Source organism: Pseudomonas sp. CLCA07 (assembly GCF_053615335.1).
In genome coordinates this window covers 6,697,118-6,709,829 of the sequence record NZ_CM132131.1, presented here as the reverse complement: position 1 = coordinate 6,709,829, position 12,712 = coordinate 6,697,118, and the positions used below count along the sequence as shown (strand labels likewise).

General features: G+C 58.4%; 10 protein-coding genes and 2 pseudogenes. 7 read left to right on the top strand and 5 right to left on the bottom strand.

The features are described 5' to 3' along the window. Positions 1-246 precede the first annotated feature (246 nt). The 3 genes and pseudogenes from ACWGZX_RS30745 to ACWGZX_RS30735 all read left to right on the top strand — a co-directional run. Positions 247-746 (top strand): annotated as a pseudogene (locus ACWGZX_RS30745) (transposase); the annotation flags it as partial. A gap of 60 nt (positions 747-806) precedes the next feature. Continuing rightward, positions 807-1,409, top strand: coding sequence for a DJ-1/PfpI family protein (locus ACWGZX_RS30740; protein WP_452626759.1), 603 nt, complete (start codon positions 807-809; stop codon positions 1,407-1,409). A 393-nt stretch (positions 1,410-1,802) separates the two neighbouring features. Further along, positions 1,803-2,186 (top strand): annotated as a pseudogene (locus tag ACWGZX_RS30735) (PrpF domain-containing protein); the annotation flags it as partial. A 118-nt stretch (positions 2,187-2,304) separates the two neighbouring features. Here ACWGZX_RS30735 and ACWGZX_RS30730 read toward each other — a convergent pair. Further along, a complete protein-coding gene (locus tag ACWGZX_RS30730) occupies positions 2,305-3,720 on the bottom strand; it encodes a purine-cytosine permease family protein (protein WP_452626758.1) in 1,416 nt (471 codons plus the stop codon). Between the two features lie 251 nt (positions 3,721-3,971). On the opposite strand from ACWGZX_RS30730, the gene ACWGZX_RS30725 reads away from it, so the two are divergent. Beyond that, the gene (locus ACWGZX_RS30725; RefSeq protein WP_452626757.1) at positions 3,972-4,883 is read left to right on the top strand and encodes a LysR substrate-binding domain-containing protein; all 912 of its coding nucleotides are present in this window, start codon (positions 3,972-3,974) and stop codon (positions 4,881-4,883) included. A 150-nt stretch (positions 4,884-5,033) separates the two neighbouring features. On the opposite strand, the gene argE is transcribed toward ACWGZX_RS30725, so the two are convergent. Genes argE through ACWGZX_RS30705 form a run of 4 tightly spaced genes read right to left on the bottom strand, consistent with a single transcriptional unit; the run spans position 5,034 to position 8,630 of the window. Beyond that, on the bottom strand, positions 5,034-6,179 hold the full coding sequence (gene argE, locus ACWGZX_RS30720; protein ID WP_452626756.1) for an acetylornithine deacetylase: 1,146 nt from the start codon (positions 6,177-6,179) through the stop codon (positions 5,034-5,036). Then, complete coding sequence (locus ACWGZX_RS30715) at positions 6,176-6,853, bottom strand: DUF1028 domain-containing protein (RefSeq protein WP_452626755.1); 678 nt, start codon at positions 6,851-6,853, stop codon at positions 6,176-6,178. Before ACWGZX_RS30715 ends, argE begins: the two co-directional genes overlap by 4 nt. 11 nt (positions 6,854-6,864) lie before the next feature. Further along, entirely contained in the window at positions 6,865-7,275 is a 411-nt protein-coding gene (locus ACWGZX_RS30710) for a RidA family protein (RefSeq protein ID WP_452626754.1), read from the bottom strand. Positions 7,276-7,298: 23 nt separating this feature from the next. Further along, positions 7,299-8,630 carry a flavin-containing monooxygenase gene (locus tag ACWGZX_RS30705; RefSeq protein WP_452626753.1) on the bottom strand — a complete coding sequence of 444 codons (1,332 nt, stop codon included), beginning with the start codon at positions 8,628-8,630 and terminating at the stop codon, positions 7,299-7,301. Positions 8,631-8,783: 153 nt separating this feature from the next. On the opposite strand from ACWGZX_RS30705, the gene ACWGZX_RS30700 reads away from it, so the two are divergent. From ACWGZX_RS30700 to ACWGZX_RS30690, 3 genes are all read left to right on the top strand, one after another. Further along, positions 8,784-9,623: a helix-turn-helix domain-containing protein gene (locus ACWGZX_RS30700; protein WP_452629094.1), complete on the top strand. Its 840-nt coding sequence runs from the start codon at positions 8,784-8,786 to the stop codon at positions 9,621-9,623. A gap of 30 nt (positions 9,624-9,653) precedes the next feature. Then, positions 9,654-11,036 (top strand): aspartate aminotransferase family protein, encoded by a 1,383-nt coding sequence (locus ACWGZX_RS30695; protein ID WP_452626752.1) that lies wholly within the window; start codon positions 9,654-9,656, stop codon positions 11,034-11,036. 152 nt (positions 11,037-11,188) lie between these two features. After that, positions 11,189-12,568 (top strand): APC family permease, encoded by a 1,380-nt coding sequence (locus ACWGZX_RS30690; RefSeq protein WP_452626751.1) that lies wholly within the window; start codon positions 11,189-11,191, stop codon positions 12,566-12,568. Positions 12,569-12,712 lie beyond the last annotated feature (144 nt).

Genomic DNA, 12,712 nt, shown 5'->3' with positions numbered 1-12,712 from the left:
TCGACACCCAATTGATCGGGGAAGAAATAGATATGTTCACGCGGTGGTTGTGACGGTGTATGGACCGAAAACGCCTGCTATCGAGCCAGGGGAGAAATGTCGGGTATTGGCCGTTTTTTGCCTGTCGTGAAGGACGGCAACCAATCCAAAACGGCCCATCGCAAGAGGCAGAAAACGACCCGGGCTGTGTGAAAACGCCAGTGTTTGTCTAACCTTCTGGTCGTCTAGATCGTATTGGGGGCGATCATGAAGCGATTCATTGAAGGTGAGGCTCGGACGCAAGTCACGTTGCTGCCTGAGTGCCTGGACGATTACGTAGCCGAAGAAAATCCAGTGCGCGTGGTCGGCTTGAGCGTGAGGCCGAGCGTAACGTCGAGTTGATGTGGCTGACGGGACGTTTGGCTCCAGACTTCAAAACCATTGCCGACTTTCGCAAGGACATCGGGGCGCAGCTTCACGACAGTCCAGACCATCAAATCTCTCTTACCGATCCAGATGCACGCTCAATGGCCACGAGCGGTCGAGGCACCGGAACGGTTGGCTACAACGTACAAACAGCTGTCGACGACAAACACCATCTGATCATTGCCCATGAGGTGACCAACGTTGGTAATGATCGTGGGCAACTGAGCAATATGGCGAACCAGGCGCGTGCAGAAATCGAGGCTGAATCGCTGACGGTGGTGGCCGACCGAGGCTATTACAAAGGGCTGGAAATCCTTGCCTGCCAGCAGGCCGGCATCACTACCCTTGATGTCAGTTTGTTGTCGCCATATGTTATTGGCATTCATGGAGGATTCTGACTGATGGCACGTGTGGGTTTGATACTGACACCCGGTTTTGCGGACTGGGAATATGCTTTCATTGCTGGAACTGCGTCCCCGTTTTACGGGATCGACGTCAGGTTTTTCGCTGCTGCTACGGGGCAGTTCCGCTCGCAGGGCGGATTGGCTGTCACTGTCGATAGCAGTTTGCAGCAATGTCTGGAGTGGAAACCGGACGTTGTTGTCGTCATTGGTGGAATGTGCTGGGAACGCGCAGAAGCACCGGATATTCGAGACTTTCTTCATGCCAGTCGCTCAAGTGGGGCGACAATTGCCGGTATCTGCGGGGGAACGCTGGCACTTGCGAGGGCGGGGCTTCTCGACACGGTTCCTCATACCTCGAACAGCGCAGACTTCTTACAACAGAATGCCGTAGGTTATGAAGGGCACACACATTATCGACGCAGTGCAGTGGCTGTGGTTGCAGACCGCATCATAACTGCTCCAGGCCCCGCGCCCGTTAGCTTCACCTGCGCAGTGTTTGAAGGTGCCGGGCTATCCTCAGAGATCACTTCTCAGTTCCGGTCAATGTTGGCAGTGGAGCATGGGGGACTGCTTTCTCCTACAAAACAGTCGATCAGGTGATGTGTTGGAGTGGCCGCCGATCTCGGCCGCTCCGCGCTACTCAACCCAAAGCGTGAGCTCCATGACGGCAGCCTCCAGGGCGAGCTGGTTTTCGTTGATCTTGAATAGCAGGGAAGGGAGCAGCTCTGAGTTTGGCATCGCGATTCCTCCATGGAGGCTTCAGCGTTGCAGCAGTATTGGGAAGTGACGAACTGTAGACAGAACGTCTAGGGAGGGAATGAAGCTTGTACCAACTTTTGTACCGCTGACCGTGTAAAGCAGGTTAAAACCGGGTATTCCAAAGTAAGGAAGTGACCGGTTTCATTGGCCCTGAGAACTTTTCCTTAGCTGACCCAGCTAAACAGCGGCATCGGCATCGGCATCGGCATCGGCATCGGCATCGGCCTGGACATCATGCAGGCAGGTATTACCCTGGGGGATGTCAGCCTGCGCAACGTTCCTAAAGTGTGCATCATTGCACCGCCGCAGGTAGGCGGCGTTCTGAGTACCCGCAGTTTCATCCCCTATCGTTGTCACACCAGCATCGGTGTATTAGGCGCCGTCAGCGTGGCCGTCGCGTGCCTTATCCAAGGCAGCGTGGCGGCAGAGTTGGCGTGTAGGGGAGAGGGCGACATGATGCAGCTTTCGGTTGAACATCCTACTGGTGAGTTCACCGTGGAACTGCGCTTCCAGGATGGGCGATTGACCCGTTGCGGATTGATGCGCACTGCCCGATTGCTAATGGACGGGGTTGTGTTTGTTCCTGATCCTGGGCCGCCCCTTGAACGAACCTGGTAACTTGGGTCATACCAGGGCAGGCGCCTGAATGACCCGTGCGGTAAACCAATGCTCAGCGCTTGACCCCGATGCTCGTGATGAAACGAGTGATCCAGGATCGAGCGCTGCCGTTGTAATGTCAGACACTGCCGACCAATTTCCCCTCATTCATCCTGCGCTTGTACGCACTGTCCCGATTTGCCAACCAGAAATACAACGGCGAAGTCACCACCAGCCCGACCACCCAGGACAAGTCCGCGCCGTTGATGTGTTCTGAAATCGGGCCCACATACAACGGTGTGTTCATGAAAGGAATCTGCACCGCAATACCGACCGCGTACGCCAGCAAGGCCTGCGGGTTGTAGCGCCCATAAATCCCGCCATCCACGCGGAAGATCGAGGCAATGTCGTACTTGCCTTTGTGGATAGCGTAGAAGTCGATCAGGTTGATTGCCGTCCATGGCACCAGCACTACCAACAACACCAGCACCATATCGACGAAGTGGCCGATAAAGTCTTTTGAGGCGAAAACCGCTGCAATCGCACATGCTGCCAGTACGAGGATGGAGATCACCGCTCGGCTTTTCGCGGTGGGGATCCAGCGATACGCAAAGGTCTGCACCAGGGTGATGATCGACAGCACCGCGCCATACAAATTGAGGGCGTTATGGCTGATCACGCTGAGCAGGAACAGCACCAACATCAACGGGCCGATAGAGCCGGTGGCAAGTTTGACGGCGTCCATCGTGTCCATGCCGACCGGGGTGGCAAGTACCGCGACGGCGCCGAAGATGAACGACAGGCTGGAGCCCAGTGCCGAGCCCAGGTAAGTGGTCCAGAAAGTGGACGCGACCGGAACGTCAGCCGGCAGGTAGCGCGAGTAATCCGACACGTAGGGCGCGAAGGCGATCTGCCACAGCGCAGCCAGAGATACGGTTGCCAGCCAGCCGGAAATGTTGAATTCACCGCGGGTCAGAAAGTCCGTGGTCTGGATATGGGTAAAGATATAGCCAAACCCCAATACGATCCCGGCGCCCAGTACCCAGGTACCGATGCGGTTGAGGACATGGATAAAGCGGTAACCGATGATGCCGATGATCCCGGAGCCGATGGCGCCGATCACGATGCCCACGGGCACGGGCACTGCGTCGACCACACCGTGCAAGGATTTACCCGCCAGCACGATGTTGGACGCAAAGAAGCCGATGTACATGACGCCGGCGATCACCACCACCAGCAATGCGCCGAGGGAGCCGAACTGGGCGCGGCTCTGGATCATTTGCGGGATGCCCATCTGCGGGCCCTGGGCCGAGTGCAACGCCATCAACACGCCGCCGACCAGGTGGCCGACGAGGATGGCGACGATGCCCCAGATCAGGTTCAGGTGGAACAGTTGCACTCCCAGTGCGCCGGTCACGATCGGCAATGGCGCGATGTTGCCGCCGAACCACAGGGTGAACAGGTCTCTTACCTTTCCATGGCGATCTTCAGGGGGCACGTATCCAATCGTGTGTTTTTCAATAAGCGGTGCGGAGGATGTCGCAGTGGTGACCATGAGGAACTCCAAGGCAAGGTGAGTACGTGGACGTACTTCGCAGTGCGCCGCCTGCACGGCGCTTTGTTGTTGGAGTGATCATCTGTAATAGCGGCAGGCAGGTAAATTAGTAAGTTTGTTGCTATAGACCTTAAAAAAAGTATCTCGCCGGCCTTTTTGCTCCGGTATGTTGCATGCACCGTGATCGCTGAAGAAAACAGCTTTTTTCTTGCACTTGTTTGGGGCGAAATCCCACGTTTAACGAGGTTCCGATGGCTGCCTACAACCTGCGCCAACTCAGATATTTTGTTACCACGGCCGAGTGCGGCAGCGTCGCCGAGGCGTCGCGCAAGCTGTATATCGCGCAGCCGTCAGTCTCTACCGCGATCAAGCAGTTGGAAGACAGCTTTGGAGTGCAGCTGTTTATTCGCCATCACGCTCAAGGCGTGTCGTTGACGCCCAGTGGTGCACGGTTTTATCGCAAGGCGCAGGAGCTGTTGCGGTTGGCCCATGAGTTCGAGCAGAACGCCCTGGCGGACAACGACGTGGTGGCGGGGCAGATCGATATCGGCTGCTTTGAAACCGTGGCACCGCTGTACTTGCCGCGCTTGATCGCCGGCTTCAAGACGCGTTGGCCGGGGGTGGAGATTCGGATTCGCGATGGCGAGCAACAGGAACTGGTACAGGCGCTGACGGCAGGCAGTATCGATGTGGCCATGCTGTACGAGCATGACTTGGGCGGCACCATTGAAACCACGCCATTGATGCCGCCGCAACAGCCGTATGCGTTGTTGCCGGCGGATCACCGTTTTGCACAGCAGCCCAAGGTGTCGCTGGCGGACCTGGTGTTGGAACCGATGATTTTGCTTGACGTTCTGCCCAGCCGGACCTACTTCGTAAGCATCTTTGAAGAGCGCGGGTTGACGCCGAATATCGTGTTCAGCTCGCCGTCGATCGAGATGGTGCGGGGGATGGTAGGGCGGGGGTTTGGGTTTTCGATATTGGTGACCAAACCGTTCACCGAGTACACCTACGATGGGCAGAAAGTCGTCTGTGTGCCGTTGGCCGAAACCGTCACCGGTTCAGGTTTGTCGGCGGTGTGGTTGCGCCGTTCGCCCTTGACCAAACCGGTGCAGTTATTTGTCGACTACTGCCGCGAAGAACTCGCGCAACTATTGGGCTAAACCCAGGATTAAAAATGTGGGAGGGGCTTGCTCCCGATAGCAGTGGTTCAGTCAACTTATGCATCGACTGAACCACTGCAATCGGGACGGTGCGGCGTTCCGACAAGCCCCCTCCCACAATTGATTTTTGGTGTCTGGTAGATAGGCGGCTCAGGCGCGGATTGATTCCAGCATCCGCAGTAGCATCGCATCACACCCCGCTAATTGCGCCACACTCACAAACTCATCCGGCTTATGCCCCTGGTCCATGCTCCCGGGCCCGCACACCACCGTGGGAATGCCCGCCGCATCGAACAACCCGCCCTCAGTACCAAACGCTACCGTGCTGAATTCCCGCGAACCGGAAAACGCCGCGATCAATTCTGCCGCCTGGCTGCGTTCGTCGGTGACCAAGCCTGGGTAAGCGGACAACTCGGTAAAACGAATCGAACTCTGGCGACTGACTGCCTGCATACGCGGCAGCACTTTTTGCATGGCATAAGCCTGCAACTCCTCAGCTACCTCACCCGGATCCTGCGATGGCAAGGCACGAATCTCAAAATCAAACCGACAATCTGCCGGCACGATATTCAGCGCCTTGCCGCCACTGATCACCCCGGTCTGCACCGTACTGAATGGCGGATCGAAACGCGCATCTTGGGTGTCCCGCAGGCGTTGCCCGATTCTTCCCAATTCACCAATCAACTCCGCCGCATGCTCGATGGCGTTCACCCCATACGGCGCATAGGCCGAGTGACATGCCTCGCCATGCACATCACAGCGCATGGCCAACTTGCCCTTATGGCCGAGCACCGGCTTGAGCTCGGTCGGTTCACCGATAATGCACAGCATCGGCTTCACCGGCCGCTGCTCAAGCACCTTGAGCAACGAACGCACACCGAGGCAGCCGACTTCTTCGTCGTACGACAGGGCGATATGCACCGGGATCCGCAGCGGCGCCTTCACCAATGCCGGCACCAGCGCCAGCACACAGGCTATATAGCCCTTCATGTCTGCCGTGCCCCGGCCAAACAGCTTGCCGTCGCGCTCAGTTAGCTCGAATGGCGGTACCGTCCATGGCTGCCCATCCACCGGCACTACATCGGTATGCCCTGAAAGTGCGATGCCCGGCAATTCCACCGGGCCGATGCTGGCAAACAGATTGGCCTTGCTTCGCTCCTCGTTGTAGACCAGCTCGCTGGCCACACCGAAACCCGCCAAGTAATCGTGCACAAACTCGATCAGATGCAGGTTGGATTCGCGGCTGGTGGTATCAAACCCCACCAGCGTCTGCAGCAGTTCGCGGCTGCTGCTCATCGGTCATCACCGGCCACGCCGTAGCCCGGGGAGCGATCGGGGGCGAGGGCGCGGTCGATGTAGTCCTGGACTTGCGGGCGGTAGGCGTCCCATAGTCTTTGAAGGTCACCGATAGGATTCTCGTCGGCCCAATCCACTCGCAGGTTGATGATCGGCCATGTCAGCTCACCGACCACCACCAGCGCAGCAGAGTGCACCGGACCGGCCTCGCCGCCAGCAGCGATGGCCGCATGCATCGCGGCCAGCAGGCGATCGGCCAACTGGCCTTCGCCTTGCTCGAAAGTGCTGACCATCGCCTCGATTACCCCGCGGTCGGCGAGCATGTTGCCCGCCGCCACGCACTGCTCGCCCGACACCGCATTATGGGTGCCGAGGGTTTCGCTGCCGCTGAAATGCACGGCGCGCCCCAGGTGATCAATCGCCGTCAGCTGTCGGTATTGGCTGTAGCCATTGCTGGTCAGGGCCTTGTCGAGCGCTTCGGCCGGGGCGAGGCCCTGTTCCAGCAGGTCGAGCACGTCAGGACCCAGGGCCGGCAAGGTGATGTTCTGGGTCGACACCGCGCCCACACCAGGGCGCAGCCATGGGCAACGGGCACCCACGGCGATGCTTGATGAACTGATGGCAATGCCCAGCTGGCCAGTGTCCGCACACCGGGCCACGATTGAAAAGGTCATGGGAAGCCTCCTTACTCCGGGATAACCGCGATTACATCGATTTCCATCAACCACTGCGGCTGACCCAGGGCCGACACCACCAGCCCGGTGGAAATCGGGAACACACCCTTGAGCCATTTGCCGACTTCCTGGTACACCGGCTCGCGGTAGCGCGGGTCAATCAGGTAGGTGGTGGTTTTGACGATATGGCTCAGGTCGCTGCCGGCTTCTTCCAGCAGTTGCTTGACGTTCTTCATCGCTTGTTCGGTCTGGGCGCGCGGGTCGCCGAGGCCAATCAGGTTACCCCCGAAATCAGTGCCCACCTGGCCGCGCACATACACGGTATTGCCGGCGCGTACGGCCTGGCACAGGTCGTTGTCCAGGGTTTGGTTAGGGTAGGTTTCCTTGGTGTTGAACATACGGATACGAGTGTGAGTAGGCATCAAAAAACTCCGGAAAAAAGGGATCAGGCGTTGACAGGGGACTGACGAACCACCGGGGCGGCGTCGCGGTACTCAAGGTATTGGCGCTGAATGGCGATATGGTCGGCGACGTATTTGGCGTCGTGCCACACGCCCCAGATAAACGACGAGCCACGGCGCGACTGCCACGGCAAACCGAGGAAATAGATCCCGGATTCGCTGGAGACGCCGCGCTGATGCCGGGGCTTGCCGGCGGCGTCAAACGCATCGACCTTCAGCCAGCTGTAGTCCACGGCAAACCCAGTGGCCCAAATGATTGAGGTGATGCCGGCTTTGTCGAGGTCCAGTTCCAGAATCGGGTTCTTGATACAGTCGGCGTCGGGAAACACGCGACGGGCTTCAGGCTCCAGCGGCAAGTCCAGGCCGTTGCGCTCCACGTAGGCGTCGGCCGCATCCAGCAAGGCCAGGTAGTTTTCATCGCCACGCGCCAGGTTTTCCACCAGGTTGGGCTGGAAGCTGGCGAGGTTGCCGCTGAAGGATTGCGTGAGGCCAACGAGGGTCATGCCTTGCTGGGCCAGCTCACGGAAATCGATTGTCTTGCCGCCGTGTGCGCCGCTCACTGCAATGGTTACGTGCTCACGGCCGGGTTTCATCGCCGCCTGGTCCCACTCGCCCAACACCCCCAGCCACCAGCAGAAATCCCGGTTGCGATAGGCGCGGGGCGGGCGGTCGTGGGCGCCGACCGACAGGTACACCTGACGTCCGGAACGTTGCAACTCATCGGCGATCTGCACACCGGAAGAGCCTGCACCGACCACCAGCACGGCACCGGCCGGCAGTTGGGCAGGGTTGCGATAATCGGCAGAGTGGATCTGATGCAGCGCGGAGTCTTCAGGTGCAATCGGCGGAATCACCGGTTTCTGGAACGGCCCGGTGGCTGCTACTACGCGGTTGACTTCGATCACGCCTTCGCTGGTGTGCACGGTAAAGCCTGGGCGGCCGACATTACGCACCACCGAGAGTACATCCACGCCGGTACGGATCGGCGCATTGAACTTGCGGGCATAAGCTTCAAAGTAATCGGCGACGCGTTCTTTGGGGGCGAAGCCATCGGCGGCGACGTCATCGAATTCCAGGCCTGGAAAACGGTCATGCCAGGCCGGACCGTTAGCCACCAACGAATCCCAGCGCCCGGTCCGCCAGCGCTCGGCAATGCGGCTGCGCTCCAGCACCAGATGCGGCACGTCTTGTTTGCTCAGGTGCTCACTCATGGCCACGCCAGCCTGACCGGCTCCCACTACCAGGGTGTCTGTTTTTGTTATTGCTTCAGTCATGTGTCTGTCCTTGCGTAATGCAGTTGGATTCAGTTCGTGCATGACTTCAAGGCTAGGGGGAGGGGGGCTATTAATAAAATATTATTAAGCTGGGAAGTGAGCATAAATATCGGATGCAGGCTCACCCTATCGGGTGATTTCGATGGTTTCCCGGGTGTGGGACCATCTCTAACGTTCTTTCAGCGAGGCTTCGAAGTGGAAAACGACCGGCTTTCTTCTGCGCAATGGTTTGAACAGATCGCCAAGGTAACCGAGAGCATCGGGCAAGCGGGCTTCGCCGCCACTTTGTTTGAGGCCCTCGGTTGTATCTGGCCGATCCAGGCCACCACGCTCTACCTGTATCCGCACGGTGGCATGCCCAGCGCATTGTTTGAATTGGAAGGCCCATGGCTGCCGCAGGGTAATGTGCGTCAGTACCTGTCGGGCTTCTATTTGCTCGATCCGTTTTACGGCGCGTGCGTAGAGGGCGTCGGCTCCGGGTGTTACGACCTTGCTGATGTCGCCCCCGATCATTTCGAGCTCAGCGAGTACTTCCAGTCGTTTTACCGACATTCGCACCTGGAGGATGAGTTGAACTACATCCTGCAGTCCAACAACGGGTTGAGTCTGGCGGTATCACTGGCATTTACGCAGAAGCTGGACGCGGCCACCACCCAACAATTCAAGCGTATAGCGCCGTGGGTGCTGGCGGTGTTGGGCAAACACTTCGTTGGTCTGGAAGCGCAGGGTTCCCGCTTCGAAAGCCTGTTGGAACAGCGTATTCACTCGGCGCTGAACAATTTTGGCTCGTCGATCCTGACCGAGCGCGAATGTCGTATCGCCCAATTGATCCTGCGTGGGCACTCCACTCGCTCGCTTGCCGAGCGCCTGGGTGTATCGGAAGACACCATCAAATCCCACCGCAAAAACATCTACAGCAAGCTCGATATCGGTGCGCAATCGGAACTGTTTTCGCTGTTCATCGATTCGTTGGCCGAGGCACAGGGCGTGCTGAGCAAGGACCCCCTTGAAAGCTACATGAACAAGATCCGCTGAGCGGATGACGACTAACAAGAGAGAGAAAACATGAACCTGCCATTCGAACCCAAACGCCAGACCCAGGACTATCAGAAGTCGGACGCGGCCCACCACATCCACGCGTTTCTGGATCAAAAGGCGCTGAATGCCGAAGGCCCACGCGTGATGGTGCGTGGTGAGGGCCTGTATCTGTGGGACAGTGAAGGTAAGCGCTACCTGGACGGCATGTCGGGTCTGTGGTGCACCCAGCTCGGTTATGGGCGAAAGGACCTGACCGCCGCCGCCGCCGCGCAGATGGACCAGTTGGCGTACTACAACATGTTCTTCCACACCACTCATCCGGCGGTGATTGAGCTGTCCGAGCTGCTGTTCAGCCTGCTCCCGGGCCACTACAGTCACGTGATCTACACCAACTCCGGCTCCGAAGCCAACGAGGTGTTGATCCGTACCGTTCGCCGCTACTGGCAAGTGGTCGGCCAACCCACGAAAAAGATCATGATCGGTCGCTGGAATGGCTATCACGGCTCCACCCTGGCGGCTTCTGCGCTGGGCGGCATGAAGTTCATGCACGAGATGGGCGGCATGATTCCTGACGTGGCGCACATCGATGAGCCCTACTGGTACGCACAGGGCGGCGACTTGACTCCGGCCGAGTTCGGTCGTCGCTGCGCCTTGCAACTGGAAGAGAAGATTCTCGAACTGGGCGCCGAAAATGTTGCGGGCTTTATCGCCGAACCCTTCCAGGGCGCAGGCGGGATGATTTTCCCGCCGCAAAGCTACTGGCCGGAAATCCAGCGTATCTGCCGTCAATACGATGTGCTGCTGTGCGCCGATGAGGTGATTGGCGGTTTTGGTCGCACGGGCGAGTGGTTTGCCCACGAGTATTTCGGCTTCGAGCCCGACACTCTGTCGATCGCCAAGGGCCTGACCTCCGGCTATATCCCCATGGGCGGCCTGGTGCTGAGCAAACGCATTGCGGATGCGCTGGTGGAGCGGGGCGGCGTGTTCGCCCACGGCCTGACCTATTCAGGGCACCCGGTCGCGGCGGCGGTTGCACTCGCCAACCTCAAGGCGTTGCGTGATGAAGGCATCGTTCGCACGGTGAAGGAAGATACCGGGCCGTACTTGCAGCAGATCCTGCGTGAAGTGTTTGGCAACCATCCGATGATCGGCGAGATCCAGGGAACCGGTCTGCTCGCGGCCATGCAGTTCGCCGAGGACAAAGACACACGCAAGCGCTTCGACAATGAAAATGACCTGGCCTGGCAGTGCCGCACCTTTGGTTTTGAAGAGGGTGTGATCATTCGCTCGACACTCGGCCGCATGATCATGGCGCCGGCACTGGTAGCAACGCGCGCGGAACTCGACGAACTGGTGGACAAGACCCGTATCGCGGTAGACCGCACCGCACGGATCGCGGGAAAGCTGTGAAGTGAGCGGTTTTCCACCCCCGCGCAAGGGGTGGAGACCCGCATCGTTACATTGCCCTGCGTGCACATAGGGCAGTCCACTTTTCAACGGATAACGGTATCGATTTCATCGGATACCGCGGCGTCCTGCATGCCCATTTCCAGGAGTCAGCAATGAATACAATAACAAACGTGGCCAATACTCCCTCCCATCATTCCCCATCGCAACCCACTTCATCGCGTAGGTTTCGACAGCCCCTGGGGCTCGTCGGACTGGTACTTTTCGGTCTGGCATACATGGTCCCGCTGGCGGTGTTTACAACCTATGGCCTCGTCACCCAGATGACCAAAGGGCACTTGCCCACCGCCTACCTGCTGACCCTTGCGGCCATGTTGCTGACCGCTTACAGCTATGGACGCATGGTCCAGGCGCACCCCTATTCAGGATCGGTTTATACCTATACGCGCAAGGCATTTGGCGCGTATTTCGGCTTTATTGCCGGTTGGACCTTGTTACTGGATTACATCTTCTTGCCGTTGCTCAGTTATCTGCTGATCGGCATCTACATGTCGGAATATTTTCCCGCTGTGCCTACCGCCGTGTGGGTGCTCGGTTCAATTGCGCTGGTCACCGTTCTAAATCTGGTCGGCATCGAGTCCATCACTCGGGTCAACTGGATACTCGTGGTTGCCCAGTTGGTCTTCATCGTTGTGTTCGTCGCGTTATCGCTTCACAACCTGAGTGGGCATTCCGCCCCGGTTTCGCTACTCGCACCTTTCCATCATGAAGGTTTCAGCGTCCCGCTGATCATGGCGGGCGCTGCGGTGCTCTGCCTGTCGTTTCTTGGCTTCGATGCCGTGTCGACCATGGCCGAGGAAACACCCAACCCGCGAAAAACCATTCCGCTCGCCATTATGGTGGTGTCGTTGTTCGGGGGGCTGTTGTTTCTGCTGGTTTCGTATTTCGCCCAGATGGTGTTTCCGGAATGGAACAGTTTCGCCGACCCTGATTCAGCCTCAGTGGACGTGATGCGGCGCGTCGGCGGTGAACTGCTGGTGACCGCATTTACCGCGACCTATGTAGCGGGCTGTTTCGCTTCGGCAATGGTCTCCCAGGCGAGTGTCTCGCGCGTGCTGTTCGCGATGGGGCGCGATGGTGCATTGCCGAGCGTGTTCGGCAAGCTGGTCACGAAAAAGCGCGTGCCGGCCACCGCGATCATGCTGGTCAGCCTGTTCTCGCTAATTGCCTTGTTTATCACCCTGGATACCGTCGCCAATATGATCAGCTTCGGCGCGCTCTTCGCGTTCTCGGCGGTGAACCTGGCGGTGATCAAGCATTACCTGGTCGACCAGAAACTGCGCGGCACACGCAACTACCTGATGTACGCGGCGCTGCCGGCCCTGGGTTTTCTCAGCACCATTTGGCTGTGGACGAGCCTTTCCGGTATGGCGTTCACGATTGGTCTGTGCTGGATGGGCTTGGGGCTGATTTGTTTGTTGGGTGTCACGCGTGGGTTCAGGGTGAAGATGCCGGACTTGCAGATGGCGGAGTGATACATCCCAAAACACGCAGGTTTTGACAGCAGGTCATTGCGCTTTGAGTCGGCTCAATGACCTGTACCTCCTGCCTCGATAGTTGCGCACCATCCATCCAGATCAATAACAACTGACCGTGTAGACGGTCAATGTGGGAGTACA